General features: G+C 67.0%; 23 protein-coding genes and 3 pseudogenes. 19 read left to right on the plus strand and 7 right to left on the minus strand.

Annotated features, from left to right (window positions below; all coding sequences use genetic code 11):
• The first annotated feature begins 120 nt into the window (after positions 1–120).
• Complete coding sequence (locus HWX39_RS00405; RefSeq protein WP_175965064.1) at positions 121–1,041, plus strand: LysR substrate-binding domain-containing protein; 921 nt, start codon at positions 121–123, stop codon at positions 1,039–1,041.
• A gap of 46 nt (positions 1,042–1,087) precedes the next feature.
• Here HWX39_RS00405 and HWX39_RS00410 read toward each other — a convergent pair whose 3' ends face one another.
• Together HWX39_RS00410 and HWX39_RS00415 are read right to left on the minus strand one after the other, a co-directional pair.
• A complete protein-coding gene (locus tag HWX39_RS00410) occupies positions 1,088–2,419 on the minus strand; it encodes an MFS transporter (RefSeq protein ID WP_175965065.1) in 1,332 nt (443 codons plus the stop codon).
• Positions 2,420–2,477: 58 nt separating this feature from the next.
• A complete protein-coding gene (locus tag HWX39_RS00415) occupies positions 2,478–3,668 on the minus strand; it encodes a M20 aminoacylase family protein (RefSeq protein WP_175965066.1) in 1,191 nt (396 codons plus the stop codon).
• A 228-nt stretch (positions 3,669–3,896) separates the two neighbouring features.
• Here HWX39_RS00415 and HWX39_RS00420 point away from each other — a divergent pair, with 228 nt between their 5' ends.
• The 3 genes from HWX39_RS00420 to HWX39_RS00430 all read left to right on the plus strand — a co-directional run bounded on the left by HWX39_RS00420 (position 3,897) and on the right by HWX39_RS00430 (position 6,227).
• Positions 3,897–4,535, plus strand: coding sequence for a TetR/AcrR family transcriptional regulator (locus HWX39_RS00420; protein ID WP_175965067.1), 639 nt, complete (start codon positions 3,897–3,899; stop codon positions 4,533–4,535).
• A gap of 44 nt (positions 4,536–4,579) precedes the next feature.
• Positions 4,580–5,563, plus strand: a complete 984-nt coding sequence (locus HWX39_RS00425) for an MDR family oxidoreductase (protein ID WP_175965068.1) — start codon at positions 4,580–4,582, stop codon at positions 5,561–5,563.
• Positions 5,564–5,648: 85 nt separating this feature from the next.
• Positions 5,649–6,227 (plus strand): peroxidase-related enzyme, encoded by a 579-nt coding sequence (locus HWX39_RS00430; RefSeq protein ID WP_175965069.1) that lies wholly within the window; start codon positions 5,649–5,651, stop codon positions 6,225–6,227.
• 91 nt (positions 6,228–6,318) lie between these two features.
• Here the strand turns inward: HWX39_RS00430 and HWX39_RS36005 are convergent.
• A pseudogene (locus HWX39_RS36005) lies at positions 6,319–6,456 on the minus strand (TetR/AcrR family transcriptional regulator); the annotation flags it as partial.
• A gap of 113 nt (positions 6,457–6,569) precedes the next feature.
• On the opposite strand from HWX39_RS36005, the gene zwf reads away from it, so the two are divergent.
• A complete protein-coding gene (gene zwf, locus HWX39_RS00435; RefSeq protein ID WP_175952588.1) occupies positions 6,570–8,045 on the plus strand; it encodes a glucose-6-phosphate dehydrogenase in 1,476 nt (491 codons plus the stop codon).
• Between the two features lie 87 nt (positions 8,046–8,132).
• Here the strand turns inward: zwf and HWX39_RS00440 are convergent, their stop codons facing one another.
• Positions 8,133–9,074 (minus strand): LysR family transcriptional regulator, encoded by a 942-nt coding sequence (locus HWX39_RS00440; protein WP_175965070.1) that lies wholly within the window; start codon positions 9,072–9,074, stop codon positions 8,133–8,135.
• A gap of 111 nt (positions 9,075–9,185) precedes the next feature.
• Between HWX39_RS00440 and HWX39_RS00445 the strand changes: the two genes are divergently transcribed.
• The 6 genes and pseudogenes from HWX39_RS00445 to HWX39_RS00465 all read left to right on the plus strand — a co-directional run bounded on the left by HWX39_RS00445 (position 9,186) and on the right by HWX39_RS00465 (position 14,453).
• Positions 9,186–10,388 carry an MFS transporter gene (locus HWX39_RS00445; RefSeq protein WP_175965071.1) on the plus strand — a complete coding sequence of 401 codons (1,203 nt, stop codon included), beginning with the start codon at positions 9,186–9,188 and terminating at the stop codon, positions 10,386–10,388.
• A gap of 119 nt (positions 10,389–10,507) precedes the next feature.
• Positions 10,508–10,624 (plus strand): annotated as a pseudogene (locus HWX39_RS36010) (LLM class flavin-dependent oxidoreductase); the annotation flags it as partial.
• 139 nt (positions 10,625–10,763) lie between these two features.
• Entirely contained in the window at positions 10,764–11,570 is an 807-nt protein-coding gene (dkgB, locus tag HWX39_RS00450; protein ID WP_175965072.1) for a 2,5-didehydrogluconate reductase DkgB, read from the plus strand.
• A gap of 62 nt (positions 11,571–11,632) precedes the next feature.
• The gene (locus HWX39_RS00455) at positions 11,633–12,748 is read left to right on the plus strand and encodes an alkene reductase (RefSeq protein WP_175965073.1); all 1,116 of its coding nucleotides are present in this window, start codon (positions 11,633–11,635) and stop codon (positions 12,746–12,748) included.
• 22 nt (positions 12,749–12,770) lie between these two features.
• Positions 12,771–13,772: an aldo/keto reductase gene (locus HWX39_RS00460; RefSeq protein WP_175965074.1), complete on the plus strand. Its 1,002-nt coding sequence runs from the start codon at positions 12,771–12,773 to the stop codon at positions 13,770–13,772.
• 159 nt (positions 13,773–13,931) lie between these two features.
• Entirely contained in the window at positions 13,932–14,453 is a 522-nt protein-coding gene (locus tag HWX39_RS00465; protein WP_175965075.1) for a DUF3455 domain-containing protein, read from the plus strand.
• Between the two features lie 117 nt (positions 14,454–14,570).
• On the opposite strand, the gene HWX39_RS00470 is transcribed toward HWX39_RS00465, so the two are convergent.
• Positions 14,571–15,236, minus strand: a complete 666-nt coding sequence (locus HWX39_RS00470) for an O-methyltransferase (protein WP_175965076.1) — start codon at positions 15,234–15,236, stop codon at positions 14,571–14,573.
• Positions 15,237–15,284: 48 nt separating this feature from the next.
• Here HWX39_RS00470 and HWX39_RS00475 point away from each other — a divergent pair, with 48 nt between their 5' ends.
• The 3 genes from HWX39_RS00475 (at position 15,285) to HWX39_RS00485 (ending at position 18,682) form a co-directional block, all read left to right on the plus strand.
• Entirely contained in the window at positions 15,285–15,962 is a 678-nt protein-coding gene (locus tag HWX39_RS00475) for a TetR family transcriptional regulator (protein WP_175965077.1), read from the plus strand.
• Between the two features lie 527 nt (positions 15,963–16,489).
• Positions 16,490–17,878 carry an NCS2 family permease gene (locus HWX39_RS00480; RefSeq protein ID WP_175965078.1) on the plus strand — a complete coding sequence of 463 codons (1,389 nt, stop codon included), beginning with the start codon at positions 16,490–16,492 and terminating at the stop codon, positions 17,876–17,878.
• A 210-nt stretch (positions 17,879–18,088) separates the two neighbouring features.
• Positions 18,089–18,682, plus strand: a complete 594-nt coding sequence (locus HWX39_RS00485) for a hypothetical protein (protein WP_175965079.1) — start codon at positions 18,089–18,091, stop codon at positions 18,680–18,682.
• 41 nt (positions 18,683–18,723) lie between these two features.
• On the opposite strand, the pseudogene HWX39_RS36730 reads toward HWX39_RS00485, so the two are convergent.
• Positions 18,724–19,069: pseudogene (locus tag HWX39_RS36730) on the minus strand (hypothetical protein).
• Here HWX39_RS36730 and HWX39_RS00495 point away from each other — a divergent pair.
• The 3 genes from HWX39_RS00495 to HWX39_RS00505 all read left to right on the plus strand — a co-directional run bounded on the left by HWX39_RS00495 (position 19,041) and on the right by HWX39_RS00505 (position 22,307).
• A complete protein-coding gene (locus tag HWX39_RS00495) occupies positions 19,041–19,961 on the plus strand; it encodes a LysR substrate-binding domain-containing protein (RefSeq protein ID WP_175965080.1) in 921 nt (306 codons plus the stop codon). The pseudogene HWX39_RS36730 and the gene HWX39_RS00495 sit on opposite strands and share 29 nt — an antisense overlap.
• A 225-nt stretch (positions 19,962–20,186) precedes the next feature.
• Entirely contained in the window at positions 20,187–20,969 is a 783-nt protein-coding gene (locus tag HWX39_RS00500) for an ABC transporter substrate-binding protein (RefSeq protein ID WP_175965081.1), read from the plus strand.
• A 222-nt stretch (positions 20,970–21,191) separates the two neighbouring features.
• The gene (locus HWX39_RS00505; RefSeq protein WP_175965082.1) at positions 21,192–22,307 is read left to right on the plus strand and encodes a succinylglutamate desuccinylase/aspartoacylase family protein; all 1,116 of its coding nucleotides are present in this window, start codon (positions 21,192–21,194) and stop codon (positions 22,305–22,307) included.
• A 139-nt stretch (positions 22,308–22,446) separates the two neighbouring features.
• Here the strand turns inward: HWX39_RS00505 and HWX39_RS00510 are convergent, their stop codons facing one another.
• Positions 22,447–23,253, minus strand: a complete 807-nt coding sequence (locus HWX39_RS00510) for a MetQ/NlpA family lipoprotein (RefSeq protein ID WP_175965083.1) — start codon at positions 23,251–23,253, stop codon at positions 22,447–22,449.
• Between the two features lie 308 nt (positions 23,254–23,561).
• Here HWX39_RS00510 and HWX39_RS00515 point away from each other — a divergent pair, with 308 nt between their 5' ends.
• Both HWX39_RS00515 and HWX39_RS00520 read left to right on the plus strand, forming a co-directional pair.
• Positions 23,562–24,713: a porin gene (locus HWX39_RS00515; RefSeq protein ID WP_175965084.1), complete on the plus strand. Its 1,152-nt coding sequence runs from the start codon at positions 23,562–23,564 to the stop codon at positions 24,711–24,713.
• A gap of 207 nt (positions 24,714–24,920) precedes the next feature.
• Positions 24,921–25,181, plus strand: coding sequence for a DUF2866 domain-containing protein (locus HWX39_RS00520; protein ID WP_011548992.1), 261 nt, complete (start codon positions 24,921–24,923; stop codon positions 25,179–25,181).
• Positions 25,182–25,264 lie beyond the last annotated feature (83 nt).

A 25,264-nucleotide genomic window follows, 5' to 3' on the forward strand; every position in this document is an offset into this window, starting at 1 on the left:
GAACGATGAGCAAACGGCACGAGCCGGACTGCTGCGATCGTAGTGCGCCCGCGCCCCCGCCGGAATCGCCCGCTGCCTTATCATGATCACATTTCCCGATCACCGGCCTCGCGCTTGCCCATGGCGTTCACGCTCTCCCAGCTCCGCATCTTCCAGGCCGTCGTCGAGCACGGCAGCCTGCGCGCCGCCGCGCGCGCGCTCGATCTCGCGCAGAGCGGCGTCACGCAGCAGCTGCAGAGCCTCGAGGCAACGCTCGGCGCGACGCTGTTCACGCGCACCAATCGCGGGATCGTGCCGACGGCAGTCGGCCAGCGGCTGCTCGCGCGCTCCGGTTCGATCCTCGGCGAATGCGAACAGGTCGAGCGGGAAATCCGGCAACTGAGCGGCGCGTACGAAGGCACCGTCACGCTCGGCCTCGTGGCCGAGCCGCTGATCGACGCGTTCGCGCCCGTGCTGAGCGCGTTCCGCGCGCGCTTCGACAAGGTCGACGTGCACCTGCGCACCGGCACGTCGCGGATGATGATCGGCTGGCTGCGGGAAAGCGCGGTCGATTTCGCGATCGCGCTCGTCGCGAAGCAGACCGACACGACCGATCTCGCGGTCACGCCGCTGCGGACATCGGCGCCGGTGGTCGTGTGCCGCAACGGGCATCCGGCAATGCATGCGCGATCGCTCGCCGAACTGGCCGACTACGCGTGGGTGTCGACGCGCTCGCCGAACCTGAGCGCCGACCCCGTCGTCAACCGCCTGCTCGCGTACTTCGACGCGCACGGCCTGCCGCCGCCGAAGATCCTCGCCACCGTCGAAGGGATGTTCGAGACGCTGCAACTCGTCACGCAGACCGATTGCCTGTCGCTCGAAACCGAAGCCGTGACGCGGCACGGCCCGTTTTCCGGCGCGCTCGCGAAGGTGCCCGTGCGCGAACAGGCCGAATCGCAGGACATCTGCCTGCTGCAGCGCGCGGCCGTGCCGCTCACGCCGGCCGCGCAGGAACTCGCGACGATGCTCGCGTCGTACCTGAGGGTGGTGCGCGGGCGGTAAGCGCGTATCGCCGCTTGCCGCCCGTCGTGCTGCGCGATGCTTTGCGTCAGTCGATCGAATCCCGCGCCGTCTCGCGCAGCATCGCCACCGCGATCAGCGACAGCACCACGCACGCGGCCACGTAGCCGGCCGGTGCGAGCTTGCTGCCGGTCGTCTTGACGAGCCACGTCGCGATCAGTTGCGCGCTGCCGCCGAAGATCGTCACCGCGAGCGCATACGCGATCGAGATGCCGGTCGCGCGCACGTGGCGCGGCAGCGACTCGCACATCAGCGCCATTTCCGATGCCGAGCCGAGCGAATAGAACAGCAGCATCAGCGCGGTCAGCGGCAGGATCACCGACAACGTCGGGTGATGGTTCATCAGCCAGAACGCCGGAAACAGCAGCGCGACCAGCACGCCGCGGCCGACGAAGATCGGCAGGCGCCGGCTGCCCAGCTTGTCCGACAGCCAGCCGAACAGCGGGCACGTGACCAGCATCACGCAGCCCGATGCGACACCCACGAACATCGACAGTTTCATCGGCAGCCCGAGCGTGTGGATCGCATAGGTCGGCATGTAGAACGTCAGGATGTAGGTCGACACCGTGCCGCCCATCACCGTGAGCATCAGCAGCAGCACCGTGCGCGCGTGCTTCGAGAACAACTCGTGCAGCACGCCGCGTTCGATGCCGTGATGGCTGTCGCCGGGCGCATCGTCGGCGAGCCGGCGGCGCAGGACCATGCCGACCGGCGCGATCAGCACGCCGACGAGGAACGGCAGCCGCCAGCCCCAGCTCTCCAGCGCGTCCTTGGTCATCGTGTTCGACAACAGCGCCGCGAAGCCCGAGCCCATCAGCGCGGCGCCGCCTTGCGTCGCGAGCTGCCAGCTCGCGCGGAACGCACGGCGCGACGTGCCGCCCTGTTCGAGCAGCGTCGACGTCGCCGCGCCGAATTCGCCGCCCTGCGAGAAGCCCTGCATCAGCCGCGCGAACACGACCAGCAGCGGCGCGGCCACGCCGGCCTGCGCGTACGTCGGCGCGATCGCGATCAGGCCCGTGCCGAGCGCCATCAGCATGATCGTCAGGTTCAGCGCGGCCTTGCGCCCCTTGCGATCCGCGTAGACGCCGAGCACAACGCTGCCGAGCGGCCGCGTGAAGAAGCCGGCCGCGAACGTCGCGACCGACAGCAGCAGCGACGTGGTCGGGTCGCTCGACGGGAAGAACAGCTTGCCGATCAGCACCGCGAAGAACCCGTACACGGTGAAATCGAAAAATTCCAGCCAGTTGCCGATCACGGCCGCGGCGATCGCGCCGCGCCGCGTGACGGCCGGCGCGCCCGGCGTGCTGGTTTCGGCAGCCCCCGTCGAAGCGGGGTGCAGCGCGAGATGGTCTTTCTGCATCGTTATCGTCTCCTCTCAATGCGGCCGGCAACGCCGGCCGCTCGCCTCGCCGCCGGCCTCACCGCCCCAGGTAACGCTCAACGAGACGCGTCCAGTACGCCGCACCGATCGGCAGGTTGCGATCGTTGAAATCGTATTTCGGGTTGTGCACCATGCAGCCGTCCTCGCCTTCGCCGTTGCCGAGCCGCACGAACGAGCCCGGTCGCTGCTGCAGCATGAACGCGAAATCCTCGCTGCCCATCAGCAGATCGGTCTGCTCGACCACGTGCGCGTCGCCCACGAGCTCGCGCGCGACCTGCGCGGCGAAATCCGTTTCGGCATCCGAATTGACGACAACCGGATAACCTTCGATGTACTCGACGTTCGCGGTTGCGCCATAGCTCGCGGCCTGCGTTTCGGCCAGCTCGGTGATGCGGCGCTTGAGCAGCGCACGCACGTCGGGACTGAACGAGCGCACGCTGAGTTCAAGGCGCGCGCCGTTCGGGATCACGTTGTTCGCGGTGCCTGCGTGCATCGAGCCGACCGTGACGACCGCCGGCTGCGCGGGATCGACGTTGCGCGCGACGATCGTCTGCAGCGCCATCACGATGCTCGCCGCGACGACCACCGGGTCGACCGTCAGGTGCGGCCGCGCCGCGTGGCCGCCGACGCCTTCGATCGTGATGATCGCCTTGTCGCCGGCCGACATGAACGGGCCGCGCCGCGTGAGGAACACGCCGGGCGCCGCGCCCGGATGGTTGTGCATGCCGAACACGGCGTCGCACGGGAAGCGTTCGAACAGGCCGTCGTCGATCATCTTCTTCGCGCCGCTGTCGACGCCATGCTCTTCTGCGGGCTGGAAATACAGGTGCACGGTGCCGGAGAAGTTGCGTGTCTTCGCGAGATGCTGCGCGGCGCCGAGCAGCATCGTCGTGTGGCCGTCGTGGCCGCAGGCGTGCATCTTGCCGTGCGTGCCGCTCGCATAGGGCAGCCCCGTCGCCTCGACGATCGGCAACGCGTCCATGTCGGCGCGGATGCCGATGCTGCGCGTGCCGTCGCCCACGCGCAGCGTGCCGACCACACCCGTCTTGCCGACCCCGCGCGTCACCTGCCAGCCCCACTGTTCGAGCTTGTCGGCGACGAGCGCGGCCGTGTCGTGCTCTTCGTACGCGAGTTCGGGGTGGTGATGGATGTGGTGACGGATCTCGCGCAACCCGCCGGCGGCGGGCATCAGATCCTCGATTTCGGTGAATCGGGTATCGGTGGTCATCAAGGGGCTCCTGCTGTTTGTCTGCGTGTCGGCCGCACGCGGACGGTGCGTGCGGGAAAGCGAGCCACTATAGCGAGCCGATATCGGTTCAATAAGATGCTGAATTTTTCACCGCGATAAGATTTTTTAATCAGGGTTAGTACGGGTATGGCTTGCCGGATCGGCGATGCCCGGCGCGCTCGACACGCGCCCCATTGATTTTTGAGACGAACGGTCTATTATTCTCACATGGACGTTCGAACTGATCCGCCTCGCCGTCGAGGCAGGCCACCGAAACAGCACGAGGACCTCGTCGCCACGCGGGACATGCTGCTGCGCACCGGGCTGGAAGTGCTCACCGAGAAAGGCTTTTCGGCCACCGGGCTCGACGAGATCCTGGGTCGCGCCGGCGTGCCCAAGGGCTCCTTCTATCACTACTTCGACAGCAAGGAAGCGTTCGGTCTCGAACTGATCGACCGTTATGCCGACTTCTTCGCGCGCAAGCTGGACCGTCATTTCAGCGACCCGGCACGCTCGCCGCTGCAGCGCGTGCGCGCGTTCGTCGACGATGCCCGGGACGGCATGGCCCGCTACGCCTACAGCCGCGGCTGCCTGATCGGCAACCTCGGGCAGGAAATGGGCGCGCTGCCCAAAAGTTTCCGCGCACGCCTGCGCACCACGTTCGAGGACTGGCAACGCCGCCTCGCCGAATGCCTGGCCGCCGCGCAGCAAGCCGGCGAACTGGCCGGTTCGGCCGATCCCGCCGAGCTGGCCGCATTCTTCTGGATCGGTTGGGAAGGCGCCGTGCTGCGCGCGAAGCTGGAGCGCAACGACGGGCCGCTGACGCTGTTCGCGCAGTTTTTCTTCGATGGACTGCCCCGCCGCTGATTTTTTTGCCATTAACTAGACGATCGGTCTAGAAAGGAGGACACATGTTTCGAGGCATCGTGATCGACAGGCATGAAACCGGCCAGCAGGCCCGGCTCCAGACGCTGGACGACGCGCAGTTGCCCGCGGGTAACGTCACGGTACGCGTGGGCTATTCGACGCTGAACTACAAGGACGGGCTGGCGATCACCGGCAAGAGCCCGGTGGTCCGCACGTTCCCGATGGTGCCCGGCATCGATCTCGTTGGCGAAGTCGAAGCGAGCACGCACCCGGACTATCGTCCCGGCGACCAGGTCGTGCTCAACGGCTGGGGCGTCGGCGAAACGCACTGGGGCGGCCTCGCGCAGAAAGCCCGCGTCGATGGCGACTGGCTGGTGCCGCTGCCGTCCGCCTTTTCGCCGCAACAGGCGATGGCCATCGGCACGGCAGGCTACACCGCGATGCTGTGCGTGATGGCGCTGGAGCGGCATGGCGTGCGCCCGGACGACGGCGAGATCGTGGTGACCGGCGCGGCAGGCGGCGTGGGCAGCGTCGCCACGGCCATTCTCGCCAGGCTCGGATACCGCGTCGTCGCCGTGACGGGCCGCCCCGCCGACGCCGACTACCTGCGGCAGCTCGGCGCGGCGGAGATCCTGGAGCGGTCGCTATTCAGCGAACCCGGCAGGCCGCTGGGCAAGGAACGATGGGCCGGCGCGGTCGACGTGGCAGGTAGCCACGTGCTCGCCAACGTATGCGCGACCACGCGGTACCGCGGCGTCGTGACGGCTTGCGGCCTGGCCGCCGGCATGGATTTCCCCGCGACCGTCATGCCGTTCATCCTGCGCGGCGTCACGCTCGTCGGGATCGACAGCGTCATGTGCCCGCGCGCCGACCGCCTGGAAGCGTGGCGCCGGCTCGCGTCCGACCTCGACGTCGAGAAGCTGGGCGCGATCGGTCACCAGGTCGGCCTGGGCGACGTCATCCCGCTTGCAGGGGAATTGATCGCCGGCAAGGTTCGCGGCCGCATCGTCGTCGACGTCAACGCGTGACGCCGCTGACGGCCACCGGCGTATCTTTTCCAGGCCGGTGGCTCGCGCATCGAGCGCACCCGCGCCACTTTATCCAGGAGACCTCATGACCGCCCCGAACCCCGCCGCCATCAGCCGCTTTCCCGTGCCCGCGCTCGACGATTTGCCCGAGGACATTCGCGAACGCATCGCGGCCGTTCAGGAAAAGTCGGGCTTCATCCCGAACGTGTTCCTGACACTCGCGCATCGTCCCGACGAGTTTCGCGCGTTCATGGCTTACCACGACGCGCTGATGGACAAACCGGGCAACCTGAGCAAGGCCGAGCGCGAGATGATCGTCGTGGCCACCAGCAGCGTGAACCAGTGCCAGTACTGCGTGATCGCGCACGGTGCGATCCTGCGCATTCGCGCGAAGGATCCGCTGATCGCCGACCAGGTCGCCACCAACTACCGCAAGGCCGACATCACCGCCCGGCAGAAGGCGATGCTCGACTTCGCGATGAAGGTATCGCAGGCCGCGCATCAGGTTGGAGAAGCAGACTTCGACGCGCTCAACGCGCATGGCTTCGTCGAAGAAGACGTGTGGGACATCATGGCGATCTCGGCGTTCTTCGCCATGTCCAACCGCATCGCGAACGTGACGAACATGCGGCCGAATGCGGAGTTCTACGCGCTGGGACGCTGAGTACCTTCGCCCCGCCTGAAACCCGCTGCCCGTCATCGCCGCGGCACGCGAACGTCCAACCGCACACGCCGCCTCGACGGCAACTCGTGACTTATACCGCGTGCAACACGGCCCACAACGCGCGAAACCCGGCCTCCCGGTACGCATCGGCCCGCGCCGGATCGCGCGCGATCGACTCCATCGCCATTTCCGCGATCGACGTAAACAACGCCGAGCAGAACGCATGCGCAATCCATCAAAACCGTGCACTATTAGTGTTTTCACGTACGGGTGCGTTCTCGTATCGGCGCCCGGTACCTCGACGTTCGTTTCATGTTCACCGTTTCAAACCGCGAACCTCCCATGACGAATCAGCCTACCCAGACCGGAGCCGACCGGCCCGTCGACATGATCATCTTCGGCGGCGGCGGCGACCTGGCCGCCCGCAAGCTGTTGCCCGCGCTGTACATGGCGCACCTGCACTGCAACCTTCCGCCCGAGACGCGCATCATCGCGGTCGGCCGCCGCGACTGGGGCATCGACGGCTATCGCAAGTTCATGGACGAGCAGTCACGCCCGTTCATCGACGAAAAGGCGTTCGACCCGCAGGCGTGGAGCCGTTTCCTCGACCTGTTCAAGTACGTGCTGATCGACGTGAACGCGCCGGACGACTACCTGCGGCTCGCGGAAGCGGCGCGCGGCGATGCGATCCGCGTGTTCTACCTGTCGACGTCGCCGGAGCTGTTCACCACCATCTGCGACAACCTGTCGGCCGCCCATCTCGTCGACAAGCATTCGCGCGTCGTCCTCGAAAAGCCGCTCGGCCACGATCTCGCGTCCGCGAAGGCGATCAACGATGCGGTCGGCAAGCACTTCGAGGAATCGCAGATCTATCGGATCGACCACTATCTCGGCAAGGAAACCGTGCAGAACCTGATGGTGCTGCGCTTCGGCAACCCGATCTTCGGGCCGCTGTGGCAGGCGCCGAGCATCCGCAGCGTGCAGATCACGGTGGCGGAGACGGTGGGCGTCGGCAGCCGCGCGGGCTTCTACGACCATACCGGCGCGCTGCGCGACATGGTGCAGAACCACCTGCTGCAGCTGCTGTGCATCGTCGCGATGGAACCGCCGGTGTCGCTCGACCCGGACGCGGTGCGCGACGAGAAGCTGAAAGTGCTGCGCTCGCTGCGGCCGATGGCGGTGGCCGACGTCGCGCGCGACACGGTGCGCGGCCAGTACACGGCCGGCGCGGTCGACGGCCAGCCGGTGAAGGGCTATCTCGAGGAAGACAACGTGCCGGCGGACAGCCGCGCGGAAACCTTCGTCGCGCTGCGCGCGCACATCAACAACTGGCGCTGGGCGAACGTGCCGTTCTTCCTGCGCACCGGCAAGCGGCTGCAGCGCCGCCAGTCGGAAATCGTGATCGAGTTCGCCGACATGCCGTTCTCGATCATCCCGACCGGCCCGCGCCACTACAGCAACCGTCTCGTGATCCAGCTCCAGCCGGAAGAGTCGATCCAGCTGCAGATGCTCGCGAAGGAACCGGGCAGCGGCATGAACATGGTGCCCGTGAGCCTGAACCTCGACCTGCAGCAGGCGATTCCGGAGCGGCGCGCGGAAGCGTACGAGCGGCTGCTGATCGACGTGATCCGCGGTCGCCTCACGCACTTCATGCGCCGCGACGAGCTCGAAGCCGCATGGTCGTGGGTCGAGCCGATCCTCGACGGCTGGAAGCAGCTCGGCGACCGGCCGCGCCTGTACACGGCCGGCACGTTCGGGCCCGCGGCTTCGTCGGCGCTGCTCGCGCGCGACGGGATGTCCTGGTCCGAAGAGGCGTAACCGCCACGCGACGGCGTGCCGGGGTACGGCACGCCGGATCGCGCGTCAGATCGCACGGGGCATGACCCGCCCCGTCGTTCCCGCCGCCTAGCGCGGCTCCATCCACGATGCAGCCTTGCGCCGCCCCGGCACATCGTTGCCGCTGCCGCCCAGCGCCTCGATCAGGTAGTCGACGAACGACGCGATCCGCGACGAGATCGCGGTATTGCGGTAGTACACCGCGTGGATCGGCTGCTCGACCTCGAGCGTCTGGCGCGCGAGCACCTGCACGAGCCGCCCCGCGTCGCGATCCTGCGCCGTCATGAAATCCGACAGGCAGACGACGCCCGCGCCATCGAGCGCGAGCTGCCGCAGCGTCTCGCCGCTCGACGACCGGATGTCCGGCTCGATGCGGCGCGGCTCGCCGTCGGTGCCGAGGATCGGCCACACGTTCAGCGATTCGGGCTGCGTGAAGCCGAGCAGCGTGTGCTTGTCGAGATCCTCCACCTTGCGCGGCTGGCCGTGCGCGGCAACATATCCGGGACTTGCAAGGATGCGTATCCGGCTGGTGCCGACGCGCCGGCTGTGCAGCGTCGAATCCTTCAGCCGGCCGATCCGGAACGCGACGTCGGTGCGCCGCTCCAGCAGGTCGATGATGCCCTCGTTGCTGTTCAGCTCCAGCTCGACTTTCGGGAAGCGTTCGCGGTAGCCGCGCACGAGCGGCACGATCACGTGCAGCATGAACGGCGTCGCCGCATCGACGCGCAGCCGCCCCGACGGCATCTCGCGCCGCGCGAGCATCTGCTCTTCCGCCGTCTCGACCGATTCGATGATCGCGCGCGCGTCCTGCAGGAACGCGCGCCCTTCCTCGGTCAGTTCGAGCCGGCGCGTGGTCCGGCGCAACAGCGTGGTCTTCAGCTTCTCCTCGAGCCGCCCGAGCGTGCGGCTCGTCGCCGACACCGTGAGGTCGAGCTGCTGCGCGGCCGCCGTGATCGAACCGGAATCGACCACGGCGGCAAAGGCCTGGAGTTCGTCGAGCGTAATCTTCATCGCCTCATTCTTGATTTCAAATCAAAACAATTTGGTTTATAGCCCCGTTTTTCAGCAAAAGTAAAGGCGGCACACTGCGCTCCATCCTCACCGGACCCTGGAGCATCCATCATGCCACTCGCCCTGCTTGCGCTGACCATCAGCGCATTCGCCATCGGTACCACCGAATTCGTGATCGTCGGGCTGATCCCGACGATCGGCGCCGACCTCGGCGTCAGCCTGCCGTCCGCCGGCCTGCTCGTCAGTCTTTACGCGCTGAGCGTCGCGATCGGCGCGCCGCTCCTCACCGCGCTCACCGGCCGCGTGCCGCGCAAGACACTCCTCGCGGCGCTGATGGCGCTGTTTACCGTCGGCAACCTCGTCGCGTGGCAGGCGCCCGGCTACGAATCGCTGATCGTCGCGCGCATCCTCACCGGCCTCGCCCACGGCGTGTTCTTCTCGGTCGGCTCGATCATCGCGACCACGCTCGTGCCAAAGGAAAAGGCCGCCAGCGCGATCGCGACGATGTTCAGCGGGATGACGGTCGCGTTCGTCGCCGGCATTCCGCTCGGCACCTTCATCGGCCAGCACTTCGGCTGGCGCGCAACGTTTCTGGTTGTCGCGCTGTTCGGCCTCGTCGCGTTCGTCGGCGCAGTCGCGTTCGTGCCGCGCGGGTTGCGGCAAACGGCGCCGGCGCCGCTCGCCCGCCAGTTCCGCGTGCTCGCGCAGCCGCGCCTGCTGCTGGTCTATGCGATGACCGCCGTCGGCTACGGCGGCTCGCTGATCGCGTTCACGTACATGGCACCGCTGCTCGAGCAGATCGCCGGCTTCACGCCGTCGCAGGTCAGCCTCGTACTCGTCGGCTACGGCGTGTCGGTCGCGTTCGGCAACGTGTGGGGCGGCAAGCTCGCGGATAGCGCCGGCCCCGTGAAGGCGCTCAAGCGGATCTTCCTGCTGCTCGCGATCGTGCTGCTCGCGCTCACCTTCACGATCCACGTCAAATGGCTCGCCGTGCTGACGATGCTTGCGTGGGGCGCGGTGGCATTCGGCAACGTGCCGGGCCTGCAGGTGTACGTCGTCAAGCAGGCGCGGCACTTCGCGCCCGACGCCACCGACGTCGCGTCCGGTTTCAACATCGCCGCGTTCAACCTCGGCGTCGCGGGCGGCTCGGCACTCGGTGGCGCGATCGTCGCGCATGTCGGCCTCGGCCATACGCCGTGGATCGCGGCAGCCGTCACGCTCGGCGCATTCGCGCTCACCGCGCTGAGCGGCCGACTCGACCGCAGCGCGGGCCTGCCGGAGCGCACGGCCGAACCGGTTCAGCTCGCGCACTGAACGCCATCTCGTTGCAGGAATTTGCACACGTGAACGCATCGCCCTCGCGCCCGCCGTTCGCCGGCAAGACGTTCGACGTGCGCTGAGACGGCCTCACCACGCTCAACGCGTACGACGGTGACGGCCGCCGCCCCGGCGTACCCGGCCTCGCTCGCCACGCGACGCTCGCGCAACGCGCCGACACGCTTGGCCTCCGTGCGCGCCGGGTGCGCGACGTGCCGGTGTACGCCCCCGCCGCATAGAGCCCGTGGCCACCACGCCGGATACTTGATTTCAGATCAAATATTTTTGACTTGAAACGGCGTTTATCTCACCAATCCAAAACGCCAGAATGACTTCCATATCGAACCCGTTCCATTCTCCCAGGAGCAGATGATGAGCAAGATTCCCGCATTCGGCCTCGGTACCTTCCGCCTGCAAGGCCAGGTTGTCATCGACTCGGTGCGCAATGGTCTCGAAGTCGGCTACCGCGCGATCGACACCGCGCAGATCTACGGCAACGAAGCCGAAGTCGGCGAAGCGATCGCCGCCTCGGGCGTGGCCCGCGATGACCTGTTCCTCACGACCAAGATCTGGGTCGACAACTACGCGCCGGACAAGCTCGTGCCAAGCCTCGAGGAAAGCCTGCGCAAGCTGCGCACCGACCATGTCGACCTGACGCTGATCCACTGGCCGGCCCCCGACAACGGCGTCGCGCTCGACACGTTCATGACCGCGCTCGCCGATGCGAAGGCGCAGGGCCTCACGCGCCGGATCGGCATCTCGAACTTCAACATCGCACTGACGAAGCAGGCGATCGCGGCCGTCGGCAAGGATGCGATCGCGACGAACCAGATCGAGCTGAGCCCGTACCTGCAGAACCGCAAGCTCGTCGAGTTCCTGAACGCCGAAGGCATCCACGTCACGTCGTACATGACGCTCGCGTACGGCAAGGTGCTCGGCAATCCGGTGATCGGTGCGATCGCGCGGCGTCACGACGCGACGCCCGCGCAGGTCGCGCTCGCGTGGGCATTGCAGCTCGGCTACTCGGTGATCCCGTCGTCGACGAAGCGCGAGAACCTCGCGAGCAACCTGCTCGCGCAGACGCTGCGCCTGACCGACGAAGACATGGCGCAGATCGCCGCGCTCGAACGCAACGGCCGCGAAGTCGATCCGGCCGGCCTCGCACCGGCGTGGGACTGAATGCGCCACGCCTCTTTTGATCCGCCGAGGCCCGCAGGCCGCGGCACCGACAGGACATCCCCATGACCCAGGACCCGCTTTTTCAACCGCTGCGACTCGGCGCGCTGACGCTGCCGAACCGCATCGTGATGCCGCCGATGACGCGCTCGCGCGCGAGCCAGCCCGGCGACGAAGCCAACGAACTGATGGCCGCGTATTACGCGCAGCGCGCGAGCGCCGGCCTGATCGTCAGCGAAGGCACCTATATCGCACCGCTCGGCAAGGGCTACGCGTGGACGCCCGGCATACACACGCCGTCGCAGGTGGCCGGCTGGCGCAAGGTGACGGAGGCCGTGCATGCCGCGCACGGCCGCATCTTCGCGCAGCTGTGGCACGTCGGCCGGCTGAGCCACACGAGCCTGCTCGGCGGCCAGCAGCCGGTGTCGTCGTCGCCGCTGCAGGCGAAAGGCGTGAACGTGTTCGTGGCCGGTGAAGACGGCCGCACGCCGGGCTTCGTGCAGGCGTCCGAGCCGCGCGCGCTGACGATCGACGAGATCCGCGAGATCGTCGATCAGTACCGCGCCGCCGCGCGCCACGCGATCGAGGCCGGCTTCGACGGCGTCGAGCTGCACGGCGCGAACGGCTATCTCGTGAACCAGTTCATCGACTCGAATGCGAACACGCGCACCGACGCGTACGGCGGCTCGCTCGAAAACCGGCTGCGCTTCCTGCGCGAAGTCACGCAGGCGCTGATCGAAGGCACGGGCGATGCATCGCGCGTCGGCATCCGCCTCGCGCCGCTGACGACGCTGAACGGCTGCGTCGACGACGATCCGGAAGCGACCTACCTCGCCGCTGCGACGCTGCTCGGCGAACTCGGTGTCGGCTACCTGCACATCGCGGAAGCCGACTGGGACGACGCGCCGCTGATGCCGGTCGCATTCAAGCAGCAACTGCGCGCCGCGTACCCGGGCGTGCTGATCTACGCTGGCGCATACACCGCCGAGCGCGCGCGCGACGCGATCGCCGCCGGCTGGGCCGACCTCGTCGCGTTTGGCCGCCCGTTCGTCGCGAACCCCGACCTGCCCGAGCGGCTGCGCACCGGCGCGGCGCTCGCGCCGCACGACCGCGCCACGCTGTTCGGCGGCGGCGAGCGCGGCCTGACCGACTATCCGACGCTGGCGCAGGCCGCGGCCTGAGCCGGCATACCCGAGACTGCTCATGAGAATCACGCTCCCTTCCCGCCTGGGTTTCGGCACCGCGCCGCTGGGCAACATGTACCGGGACATCCCGCACGAAGAGGCGCTGGCCACGGTCGACGCGGCGTGGGAAAGCGGTATCCGCTATTTCGACGCCGCGCCGCTGTACGGCGCCGGCCTCGCCGAGCTGCGTCTCGGCGAAGCGCTTGCGGGACGTCCGCGCGACGCGTATTCGCTCGGCACCAAGGTCGGCCGGCTCGTACTCGACGAACACGAGGACGCGTCGCAACGCGATCTCGGCGAAAAGGGCGGCCTGTTCCGCCACGGGCTGCCGAACAGGATCGTCTACGACTACACCGAAGACGGCACGCTGCGCTCGATCGACGCGAGCCTCGAGCGGCTGCGCACCGACCGGCTCGACACCGTGTGGATTCACGATCCGGCCGTCGATTTTCACGGCGACGCGTGGCGCGACGTGTTCGACGTCGCGATGTCGGGCGCGGCCCGGGCGCTCACGCGGCTGCGCGACGAGAAGGTGATCCGCGGCTGGGGCCTCGGCGTGAACCGCATCGAGCCGTGCGAACTCGCACTCGAACGCGCGGACCCGGACGGTTTCCTGCTCGCCGGGCGCTACACGCTGCTCGACCATGCAGGCGCGCTCGAACGGCTGATGCCGGAAAGCGCGGCGCGCGGGCTCGGCATCATCGTGGGCGGCCCGTACAACTCCGGTGTGCTGGCGGGCGGAACCCATTACGAGTATCAGCCGGCCACGCAGGCCATGCTCGACCGCGTTGCGCGCATCCGCCAGATCTGCGAACGATTCGGCGTCGATGTCCGCGCGGCGGCGCTGCAATTCTCGCTCGCGCACCCGGCCGTCACGGCCGCGATCCCCGGCGCGAGCCGGCCCGATCGCATCGACGACAACCTGCGTCTCGCGGCGGTGTCGATTCCGTCCGAACTGTGGGATGTGCTGAAGGCCGGGCACCTGATTGCCGCGCATGCACCAACGCCGGCAGGCGCGTAATGGCGCGCGGTTGCGTCGCAGCATGCGCCCGCGCAACCGCGTGCATCCGCGGCGGCTATCGTCGCGATTGCCATTTCCGAATGGCGGCCTGTACGATCGGCGTCTAGCCTTTACGGGATCGACTCCGCCCCGTGCCCCTGACCTGAAAGGACGCCCGCCATGCCAAGCCGCTCCCCGACACGCGACATGCTGCTGGCCCTCGTAGCCGGCGTTTCATTTGCGGCCTGCACGGCGCCAGCGTATGCCGACGCCGGTCTCACGCCGCCCGAACCCGCGACGGCCGTGCTGTCGACCACCGCGACCGGCGTGCAGATCTATGCGTGCGAATACGATCACGACCATCGGCTCGCGTGGACATTCCAGCGCCCGGAGGCGATGCTGTTCGACGCGAGCGGCACGCTCGTGGTCCGGCACGGCGCGGGGCCGTCGTGGGAAGCGCTCGACGGCAGCCGCATCACCGGCAAGAAACTCGCGGAAGCGCCGAGCGCGCGCGCCGGAAGCATTCCGCAACTCCTGCTCGCCGCGACGCCGGCCGCAACGGGCGCGACCGGCACGCTCGCCGGCGTGCGCTTCGTGCAGCGGCTCGATACCGTGGGCGGCACACCGCCGGATGCAGGGTGCCCGACCGAGCATGCGGTCGGCCGCTTCCCGTATTTCGCGCGCTACGTGTTCCTGAAATAACGCACGACGGCGCTCGACGCGCCGGGCACCGTCGCGGTGGTGTCCGACATGCGACGGATTGATCAGTCATCCTATCCTTGATCAACGGATGCAACCGGCATTCAGGTCGCGCTGCGCTCAGCCGATCCGCATCGACAGCTCGACATCGCCGCCAAACGGAACCGACAGATAGCCGTTCTCCAGCGAGCGCACGTAAGCGAGATAGTCGGGGCTGTATTCGGCATTGTCGGCAACGACGAACGCACCGGGCCGCAACCGCTGCTCGACGAGTGCAAGGACCTCGGGATACAGCGCCTTCGCACCGTCGAGCAGCAACAGGTCGACCGAATCCGGTAAATCGGCGGCCAGCGTGCGCAGCGCATCGCCCTCGCGAATCTCCACGAGATCGGCAAGCCCTGCCGCACTCAGGTTCGCCCGCGCCCGCACGACCTTCGACGGCTCGAATTCGCTCGTGATCAGCCGGCCCCCGCCGTTGTCGCGCAGCGCGGCCGCCAGATGCAGCGTCGAAATGCCGAACGACGTACCGAATTCGACGATCGACTGCGCACCGCCGCTGCGCGCGAGCATGTACAGCAGCATGCCCGTCTCGCGGGACACGGCAAGCGGATAGTCCTTCAGGCGCGCATACAGATCGGTGTAGTCGGTCTTGCTGCGCATCAGCCGCGCTTGCTCGTCGCGCGACAGGCGGGCGAAGTCCGGGCTCGTCGCGGGCGACGCGGCGTCGGCTTCGTCGAACAGGCGGGCCAGCAGCGAAGCCAGCGGGTCGAGCGTCAGGGTGGTCATGCGAATCTCCGGGTTCGGGTTGAGTGCGTCGTTGCACCCGATTAGAATATGACGAAGTATTCAGGTTTTACTATTCGCATTGGCACATCGCTCATGACCGACCGCCCGAACACCCGGATTGCCACGCGCAAACAGCCTCGGCAGGCCCGCTCCACCCGGCTCGTCGAGGACGTCCTGCAGGCCGCTGTTCAGGTTTTGGCGAGCGAAGGCGCGCAGCGCTTCACGATGGCGCGGGTCGCGGAACGCGCCGGCGTGAGCGTCGGCTCGCTGTACCAGTACTTCCCGAACAAGGCGGCCGTACTGTTCCGGCTGCAGCACGACGAGTGGCGGCAGACGGCCGAGATGCTGCGCGGGATGCTGGAGGACGTGAACCGGACGCCGCCCGAGCGGCTGCGCACGGCCGTTCACGCGTTCATCCGCTCGGAATGCGACGAGGCGCGGATGCGCATCGCGCTCGACGACGCCGCGCCGCTCTATCGCGACGCGCCCGAGGCGCAGGAAGCCAAGGCGGCCGGCAACCGCATCTTCCAGGCGTTCATGCGGGAGGCGCTGCCGAATGCGCCGGCGGCCACGCGCGCGCTCGCGTGCGACCTGATCACCACCACGCTCACCACGGCGGGCAAGGCGTTTTCGGAAAGCGCGCGCTCGCCCGACGAAATCGACGCATATTCGAACGCGATGGCCGACATGTTCTGCGCCTATCTCGACCATCTCGCGCACCATTGAGGCCGGGGCGACGACGAGAACCGCCCGCGCGATGGCGATATCGTCCGGATGCAGGTTGCGCGTGGCGTCGAACGCCGTCCCCGGCTCCCGTTTCCACCGGCCTGCCCGGCTGCCATGCAAGACATTTGTAATTTTCGATGCCTCCCCCGCTTCCCCCCACCCCGTCGACCCCGCATTCAAATAATCGCCTTAACGGATTCGAACTAGGCGTATACACGCGTGTCGTCACGACGGAGCCCCGTTGCACGCCGATATAAGCGCTGAGACATGCGCTGCATGCTCATCCCCCAATGGGACGTGATGGGCGGTTCGCCTAACCTTCGCTACGGCAAAGCGCACGTGACGGGGTCGACACCATAACGCGTCGCACGACGCGACACCCTCGCGATCGTTTCGATTCGCACGTAACGACACGGATCACGCGTCATTCGTCCCCACGACGTTGCCGACAATCCCAACTAGATACGAGACACCCTGACGACGGCTCGCTACGGGCCGTTTCAGCATGCTGATAAAGGAGCAAGCTCATGAGTGATACCCCGGTGCAGCCGACGGTCGGCGTCGGCGCGGAAGAAACTGACTTTGGCACCAAGGGAGTCATCGACCGGTACTTCGGCATTTCGTCGCGCGGCAGCACGCAGCGCCGCGAGATCATTGCCGGCGTCACGACCTTCCTCGCGATGGTCTATTCCGTGTTCGTCGTTCCCGGCATGTTCGGCAAGGCCGGCTTCGACACGAGTGCCGTGTTCGTCGCGGTCTGCCTCACCACCGCGTTCGGTTCGCTGCTGATGGGCCTGTGGGCGAAGCTGCCGATCGCGATCGGCTGCGCGATCTCGCTGACCGCGTTCACCGCGTTCGGCCTCGTGCTCGGCAAGGGGCTGTCGCCGACGGTCGCGCTCGGCGCCGTGTTCCTGATGGGCCTCGTGTTCACCGGCATTTCCGTCACCGGCGTGCGTTCGTGGATTTTGCGCAACCTGCCCGCGGGCGTCGCGCACGGCACCGGGATCGGCATCGGCCTGTTCCTGCTGCTGATCGCATCGAACGACGTCGGCCTCGTGATCAAGAACCCGGGCGCCGGCCTGCCGGTCTCGCTCGGCCAGATCACCGCGTTCCCGGTGATCATGTCGGTCATCGGCCTCGCCGCGATCTTCGGCCTCGAAAAGCGTCGCGTGCCGGGCGGCATCCTGCTCGTCGTGATCGCGATCTCGGTGTTCGGCCTGATCTTCGATCCGAACGTGAAGTACCACGGCATCTTCGCGCTGCCGTCGCTGAGCGCACCGGGCCATGCGTCGCTGATCGGCGCGATGGACATCAAGGGTGCGCTGTCGATGGCCGTGCTGCCGAGCGTGCTCGCGCTGGTGATGACCGCCGTGTTCGACGCGACGGGCACGATCCGCGCAGTTGCGGGGCAGGCCGGCCAGCTCGACGAGAACGGTCGCATCATCAACGGCGGCCGTGCGCTGACCGCCGATTCGCTCAGCTCGATCTTCTCCGGCATCCTCGGCGGCGCGCCGGCGGCGGCCTACATCGAGTCGAGCGTCGGCGTGGCCGCGGGCGCGAAGACGGGCCTCGCGGCCGCCGTGGTCGGCCTGCTGTTCCTCGTCGTGATGTTCTTCTCGCCGCTCGCGGGCCTCGTGCCGTCGTACGCCACGGCACCGGCGCTGATGTACGTCGGCCTGCTGATGCTCGGCAGCGTGAGCAAGCTGCACATGGACGACATGGTCGACGCGATGTCGGGCCTCGTGTGCGCGGTGTTCATCGTACTGACCGCGAACATCGTGACGGGCATCATGCTCGGCTTCTCGACGCTCGTGATCGGGCGCATCGCCAGCGGCGAATTCCGCAAGCTCAACGTCGGCACCGTGCTCATCGCGGCCGTGCTCGTCACGTTCTATCTCGGCGGCTGGGCGATCTGACCGCGAATCGTGCGCGACGTCGCCAGCAGAAGGACGGCGCGCATCGGGACGACATCGTCTCCTCCACTATCGTCGTTGATGGTCTCCGGGCCTGCGAACGCAAGTTTCCGGGCTTTTTTTGTTGATGCGCGCAGCGCGCGCGCATTGCGTAAACGGCGCGCGCGAATCCGCACCCGGTGCTACGATCGCACTTTGCCTTCAGGAGCCCCCATGGACGCGCTCGGCATCGTCTCCGAATCGAGCACCCGGACCTCGGCGCGCAAGCCGCCGTTCATCCCGTCGTTCGGCTTCCATGAAGTGCACGAATCGAGGCCGATCGATGCCGCGCCGGCGCGCATCATCGACACGGTCTCCACGCTCGACATGCGCACGGATCCGGTCGTCGATGCGCTGCTCAACGTCCGCGAATTCCCGGCAACCGTTGCCGCATCGCTGCGCCACGGCACCCCGCGAGTCGAACGCGAACGCTTCGGCCTCCACGCATTCACGCTGCTGCATCGCGACGAAACGTCGCTGTCGCTCGGCCTGATCGGCCGCTTCTGGCGTCCCGACCTCGGCGTGCTCAAGATCGCCGACGCGGCGGCGTTCGTGCAGCACGACGACCCGCGCGATGCGAAGCTGGTGCTGTGCTTCGAAGTCGTCGGGCTCGCGTCGGGCGCGCACCTGCTGCGCACCGAAACCTTCGTGCATTGCCCGACCGCCCGCACGCGGCTGCTGTTCATGCCGTACTGGCTCGCGATCCGGATGGCGAGCGGCTGGATTCGGCGCCGCACGCTGACGGCGGTCGAGATGGCGCTGGCGTAGCGACTGCCTCTGCCGATGGCCGATTCGCACCGGCCTGCACATCAAAACGACTTGATCACGACGAACTCGACGACGATTGCCGTCGCAATCACGACCGCCCCTGCCGCCTGCCCGAGCCAGGGCGCCGGCGCGACGACGAGATCGTCGCGCTCCATGCGCCGCAGCGTGCCGGCCAGCATCCCGTGCAGCACCGACCGCGCGACGAAGACCGCGAGCTTCAACGAAAGCCACGCAGCGCCCCGGCTCGCGATACGTCACCCCCGTGGCGCAAACCATGCGCACGCAACCGTCAGGATCGCTACAGAATGCCGCCATACCTCGTCGCCCGCCACAGAATCACGCTAACCCGACCCGACCGATGACCCGCATCCGCAATCCCCTGAACATCGCGCAGCTCCAGGCGTTCGTCTCCGCCGCGCATCTCAAGAGCCTGCGCGCCGCCGCGCGCGAACTCGGCGTCACGCAGCCCGCGATCACGCATACGATCCGCGAGCTCGAAACCGCGCTCAACGCGGAGCTGCTCGCGCGCAGCGTGCGCGGCGTCGAGCTGACCGCGTGCGGCCAGGCGCTGCTGCCGCGCGCCGAGCAGCTGCTCGGCGACATCCGCCGCACGGTCGAGGCCGTCGAGCAGGTGAAAGGCGAGATGTCGGGGCGCGTCGCGGTCGGCACGATGCCGTCGATCGCGCTGACGGCGCTGCCGCACGCAGTGACGGCGTTCCGCCGGACGATGCCGAACGTCAGCCTGCATCTGGTGGAAGTGACGGTGCCCGACGCGCTCACGCAGTTGCGCAACGGCACGCTCGACGTCGCTGCAATGCACCATGTGCCCGCGCTCGACCGCGACTTCACGCAATCGCCGCTGCTGTCGACCGAATTCTCCATCGTGATGCGCGAAGGCCACCCGCTTGCGCATGCGCGCCGGTTAGAGGAATTGCTCGACGCCGAGTGGATCGTCACCGTCGGCGCCGAGCAGTTTCCGCACAGCGTGATGGTCGGGATGTTCGAGGCGCGCGGGCTGCCGCTGCCGAAGCGCCTGCTGCGATCGCCGATGTCGTTCGCGGTGACGCTCGGGCTCGTCGCGCGCTCGGACGTGATCGGCTGCTTCACGCGCCCGCTCGCCGCGATGGTCGCGCCGCTCGGCATCCGCACGGCCGAACTCGAGGAAAGCATGCCGCGCTTCGACCTGTCGATCATCTCGCGGCGCGACCTGCTGCCCACGCCGGCCGTCACGCAATTCATCACGTGCCTGCAGCGCGCGGTCAACGAAACGCTCGGCTGAATCGTTCCTGTGTCTGAAACGGCGGCACCCCCGCGCGCCGCCGCCGGGCCCGGTATCGGGGCTTGTCCTAGGCGCCCTGCCGGTATTTTGTCTTGATAATCTTGCGCACGTCGCACGCCCGCATCGGGTGGGCGAAACGGACAGCCTGTCGCGAAGCCGCGCCGGGCCGAAGGCTTACGGCGCGGCACAACCGCGCACCCATCGAACAAAACGAGGAGTCACCGAGTGAAAAAGATTCTTGCGGCTGTGACCGTAGCCCTGCTCGCCGTATCGGCAGGCACCGCGTATGCGAAGGACTGGACGACCGTGCGGTTCGGCGTCGACGCAAGCTACCCGCCTTTCGAATCGAAAGGCGCTGACGGCAAGGTGGTCGGGTTCGACGTCGACCTCGGCAACGAAATCTGCCGCCGCATGAACGCGAAGTGCGTGTGGATCGAAAACGACTTCGACGGCATGATTCCGGCACTGAAGGCCCGCAAGTTCGACGGCGTGCTGTCGTCGATGTCGATGACGCCGGCGCGCGAGGAACAGATCGCCTTCTCGGCGAAACTGTTCAACACGCCGACGCGCCTCGTCGCGAAGAAGGGCGCCGGCCTGATGCCGACGGCCGAATCGCTGAAGGGCAAGTCGGTCGGCGTCGAGCAGGGCACGATCCAGGAAACCTATGCGAAGACTTACTGGGCCTCGAAGGGCGTGAACGTCGTGCCTTACCAGAACCAGGACCAGGTCTACGCCGACCTGATCTCGGGCCGTCTGGACGGCGCGCTGCAGGACGCGGTGCAGGCTGAAATCGGCTTCCTGAAGACCCCGCGCGGCGCGAACTTCGATTTCGCCGGCAAGGACATCGACGATCCGAAGACGCTCGGCAACGGCGCCGGCATCGGCCTGCGCAAGGAAGACACCGACCTGAAGGCGAAGATCGACGGCGCGATCGCCGGCATGCGCAAAGACGGCACGTACGACAAGATCGCGAAGAAGTACTTCGATTTCGACGTCTACGGCAAGTAATCCGCCAGCGAAGGCACGCTTCGCTTCGGCACGAACGGGCTCCGCAAGGAGCCCGTTTTTTTTACGCGCGCGGCGCCGGCTGCGTTATTTTTTCTGCGCCAACCTGATGATTCTCAAAGAAAATCGACGTGCTCTGGCGCCGGTTTGATGGCGGCGAGGGGGCAACGTACAATCGATCCTCCACGCACACCGGATCATTCGCGGCTGCGCCGCACCCCCATCATGCAAACGCAGACCCATCCGCTGATTTCCCCCGCCGTCGGTACCGAACGCCACATCACGAGCTTTCACTACGGCCCGCGCGGCGGCAAGAAGGTCTATATCCAGTCGTCGCTGCATGCGGACGAACTGCCCGGCATGCTGGTCGCCACGCTGCTGCGCCGCAAGATCGCGGCGCTCGAGACGGCCGGCAAGCTGCGCGGCGAAGTCGTCATCGTGCCCGTGCCGAACCCGATCGGCCTGTCGCAGCACGTGTTCGGCGATCACCTCGGCCGCTTCGAGCTCGGCTCGATGCAGAACTTCAACCGCAATTTCTACGATCTCGCGGCACTCGTGCTGCCGCGCGTCGAAAGCCGCCTCACGCACGACGCGCAGCACAACCTCGTCGCCGTGCGCGCCGCGATGCGCGAAGCGCTCGACGAGCAGAAGCCGCGCACCGAGCTCGACTCGCAGCGCCTCGCGCTGCAGAAGCTGTCGTTCGACGCCGATATCGTGCTCGACCTGCACTGCGACAGCGACGCGGTGATGCACCTCTACACAAATCCCGATCTGTGGGCGGACGTCGAGCCGCTGTCGCGCTATCTCGACGCGCAGGCGTCGCTGCTCGCGCTGAATTCGGTCGGCAACCCGTTCGACGAGATCCACAGCTTCTGCTGGTCGGACCTGCGCAGCCGCTTCGGCGACCGCTTCCCGATCCCGAACGGCGCGATTTCCGTCACCGTCGAGCTGCGCAGCGAGCGCGACGTGTCGTACGAGTTCGCCGAGAAGGACGCGCAGGCGATCGTCGAATACCTGACCGAGCGCGGTGTCGTCGACGGCACGCCGGCGCCGCTGCCGCCGCTCGCGCATCCGGCCACGCCGCTCGCGGGCACCGATCCGCTCGTCGCGCCGGTGTCGGGCGTGATCGTGTTCCGCACGCCGGTCGGCGCGATGATCGAGGCCGGCCAGGCCGTGGCCGACATCGTCGATCCGCTGACCGATCGCGTCGTCACGCTGAAGAGCAGCGTGTCGGGCGTGCTGTACGCGCGCCAGATCGTGCGCTTCGCGACGGCCGGCATGGAAGTCGCGCGGATTGCCGGCGCGACCGCGATCCGCACGGGTTCGCTGCTGTCGGCCTGAGCGGCCGGCCCGCGCGCCGGAGAACGGCGCGCACCGCGCTCACCCGCGCGCAGCAACGAAATCGCCCGCTTGCGCGGGCGATTTGCTTTTCGGAATGCCCGGGCGATCCATCCGGCCGGGCGGCGGCACGCGTGAGCGCTCAGAACGCCGGCACGATCGCGCCACCGAACTTCTGGTCGATGAACTTGCGCACGTCGTCCGATTCATAGGCCGCGACGAGCTTCTTCACCCACGGCTTGTCCTTGTCCTGCGCACGCACCGCGATCAGGTTCGCGTACGGCCCGCGCAGGTCCTCGATCGCGATCGCATCCTTCACCGGCGTGAGCCCGGCCTTCACCGCGTAGTCGGTGTTGATCGACGCGGCATCGAGATCGGGCAGCGCGCGCGGCAACTGCGCGGCGTCGAGTTCGACGATCTTGATCTTCTTCGGGTTCTCGGCGACGTCGAGCGGCGTCGCGTTCACGCCGTTGGTGCCGGCGCCCGCCTTCAGCTTGATCACGCCGTACTTCTGCAACAGCAGCAGCGCGCGGTTGCCATTCGACGGGTCGTTCTGGATCCCGACCTTCGCGCCCGCCGGCAAGTCCTTCAGCGACTTGAGCTTCTTCGAGTAGAAGCCCATCGGCGCCGTGTACGTGAGCCCGACGTTGACGATCTTGTAGCCACGCTGCTTGATCTGGCTGTCGAGGAACGGCTGGTGCTGGAAACCGTTCGCGTCGAGATCGCCGGAATCGAGCGCCGCGTTCGGCTGCACGTAGTCGTTGAATTCGATGACCTTGATCGCGAGGCCTTCACGCGCGGCGACCTTCGTCACCTCGGTCCAGATCTGCGCGTCGGGGCCACTCATCGTGCCGATCTTCAGCGTTTGCGGGTCGGCGTGTGCGCCGGGCGCCGCGAATGCCAGCGCCGCGGCGAGTACGCCGAGGCCGGTCAGGAATGAACGTCGCATGGTGTCCTCTTGTCCCGTGTCGTTTGTTGGAACACGGATCGTGGCATGGGGCCGGAACGCCGCCAACCAAGCTTATTTCATGTGCATATTCCCGCCGCTGATCGATTCTCAGCCGAATTCGGTATAACCCCCGATAGCGCAACCGGGCAGAATTCGGTGTCGCATCGACGCCACACATTCTTCATATGACAGTCGCTGTCATATTCATTACGTGGCCTCTCGATAAAGTTGCCGCCGGTCCGTGAAAGCGCCCAGAGAGAGCGCCGGAACCGCAACTGGACACGCCATTTATTCGCTCGGAGAATCCTTTGAACAAGAAACTGTTGACCATCGCCGTTCTGGCAGCAACGACCGGCGCAGCTCACGCACAAAGCAGCGTGACCCTGTACGGCGTCATCGATGCAGGTATCAGCTACGTGAACCACAGCAAGACCGCTACCGGCAGCGGCAAGCTGTTCAAGTATGACGACGGCGTGGCCCAGGGCAGCCGTTGGGGCCTGCGCGGCACCGAAGACCTCGGTGGCGGCCTGAAGGCGATCTTCGTGCTCGAAAACGGCTTCAACAGCGGCAACGGCACGATCGGCCAGGGCGGCGCGATCTTCGGTCGTCAGGCTTACGTCGGCCTGAGCCAGTCGCAATACGGCACGGTCACGTTCGGCCGCCAGTACTCGTTCTCGACCGACGTCCTCGGCTCGAACTACTCGACGGGCGGCAACACGGTCGCGGGTAACTACGCGTACCACGTGAACGACATCGACCAGCTCACGTCGAGCCGCATCAACAACTCGGTGAAGTTCCAGAGCGCGAACTACTCGGGCTTCACGTTCGGCGCGTTGTACGGCTTCTCGAACTCGACCGACTTCGCTGGCGCACCGGGCACGGGCGCCACGAACACGGGCGGCTCGTCGCGCGCATACAGCTTCGGCCTGAACTATGCAAACGGCCCGTTCTCGCTCGGCGCCGCCTACACGGACATCCGCTTCCCGAGCCAGTCGACGCCGGCGTTCTCGACGTCGATCGCGAACATCGCGCTGACCAACATCCGCGACCTGCGCACGTACGGCGTCGGCGGCCGCTACGTCTTCGGCCCGGCAACCGCATGGGCCCTGTGGACGCGCACGCAGTTCACCCCGATCGCTGCCGGCGCATCGGGCACGTTCTACAACGCATACGAAGCAGGCCTGAAGTACGCGATCACGCCGGCCCTGTCGGCAGCAGCTGGCTACACGTACACGAACGCCACGCAGAGCGGCAGCTCGGCGCACTGGAACCAAGGCAACCTGGCGCTCGACTACGCACTCAGCAAGCGTACGGACGTGTACGGCCTGGTGATCTACCAGAAGGCGTCGGGCAACAACGTGCAGGCGCAGATCGGTTCGAGCACGAGCTACTTCAGCACGTCGGGCACCGGCTCGTCGAACCAGCTCGCCGCTCGCGTCGGTATCCGTCACAAGTTCTAAAGCGTCCGCTTAACTCGCGGATCACGACGGCAAGAAGCGCCCCGCTCCACGCGGGGCGCTTTTTTATGTGCTTTTAAGTTTCGCTTAATTCTGGGCTGAGAGGATGCTCTCACCCCCCCTGTTGGCCGCCTGAGCATCGGCGGCTTTTTTTTTGAACCGCCGACGGCGCCGCCATCGATTGCCCACAAGACAGGATCGGAGGCCATGATGATCGAAGATACCGTTTTCAGCCATCTGCACGCGATTCTGACGTGCCAACACTCGCTGCCGGTCCAGAGCTGCCGCGTATCGGTCGAAATGCAGCGCCCGTGGGGCCGCCCGTACCGGCTCGTCGAATGGACGATGCATCTCGACGCGCCCGCGCGGCGCCAGATCGTACCGGCCGAATCGACCGACGAAGAGATCGCCGAAGTCGTCGCCTCGCACGTGCCGGGGCGGCTTTACGGCGATGGCCGCCTGCAGTTCTGAACGCCTTCCCGTTCATCCGCTTCCCGCATTTCGGTCACGCCGCACGCATCGTGCGGCAGTTGGCCTCGTTTGATGCTGCAATG

Origin of the sequence: Burkholderia sp. BCC0322, from assembly GCF_902833045.1 — a bacterium.
GTDB lineage: Bacteria > Pseudomonadota > Gammaproteobacteria > Burkholderiales > Burkholderiaceae > Burkholderia.